The 466-nt window shown below is 47.4% G+C and carries 1 protein-coding gene; it reads right to left on the bottom strand.

Going from position 1 to position 466, the window contains the following annotated elements; genetic code table 11:
* The coding region (locus CWC18_RS20285) for a hypothetical protein (protein ID WP_138676005.1) at positions 1-466 on the bottom strand (466 nt) is incomplete at both ends.

Raw genomic sequence — 466 nt, 5'->3', positions numbered from 1 at the left:
CACTGAGTCAATTGTTGTTGTGCTTCAGGCTGAAGCAACGGTTTATCACATAACGTCTGCGGCGCTGTGAGCATCTGGGTAAAGCTATGGCGGTAACACGCCACAAAACGTGCTAAATCTTGTGCTGTGTAGCGGCAAGTATCGACTTCTAACGTTAAGTAGATACTCTCACCTGTCGGTGTCATACCGGCTTGTAAAATAAATGGATAATTAGAGTACTCGAAAAGAGAGTTATCCAACCCTTCTGCCCCACGCTCAAACAGTAGAGCACCGTCTACACGCTCTTGTGCGTACGCTCTGAAATGGGTGTAATTAAAGAGCGTACTAAATAACGCCTCTCCATCCATATCGCGCTTCAATGTTGCCATTGGGTAGCGACGATGGCTCCATAGCTGATGCTCCTGCTCTGCCAACTGTTTGATCCATTCAGACCAACTGAGTGCTGCAGTCGTCGTGCTAAAAGGTA

Origin of the sequence: Pseudoalteromonas aurantia (assembly GCF_005886875.1) — a bacterium.
Taxonomy (GTDB): Bacteria; Pseudomonadota; Gammaproteobacteria; order Enterobacterales; family Alteromonadaceae; genus Pseudoalteromonas; species Pseudoalteromonas aurantia_A.
This window is presented reverse-complemented; position numbering and strand designations above follow the sequence as displayed.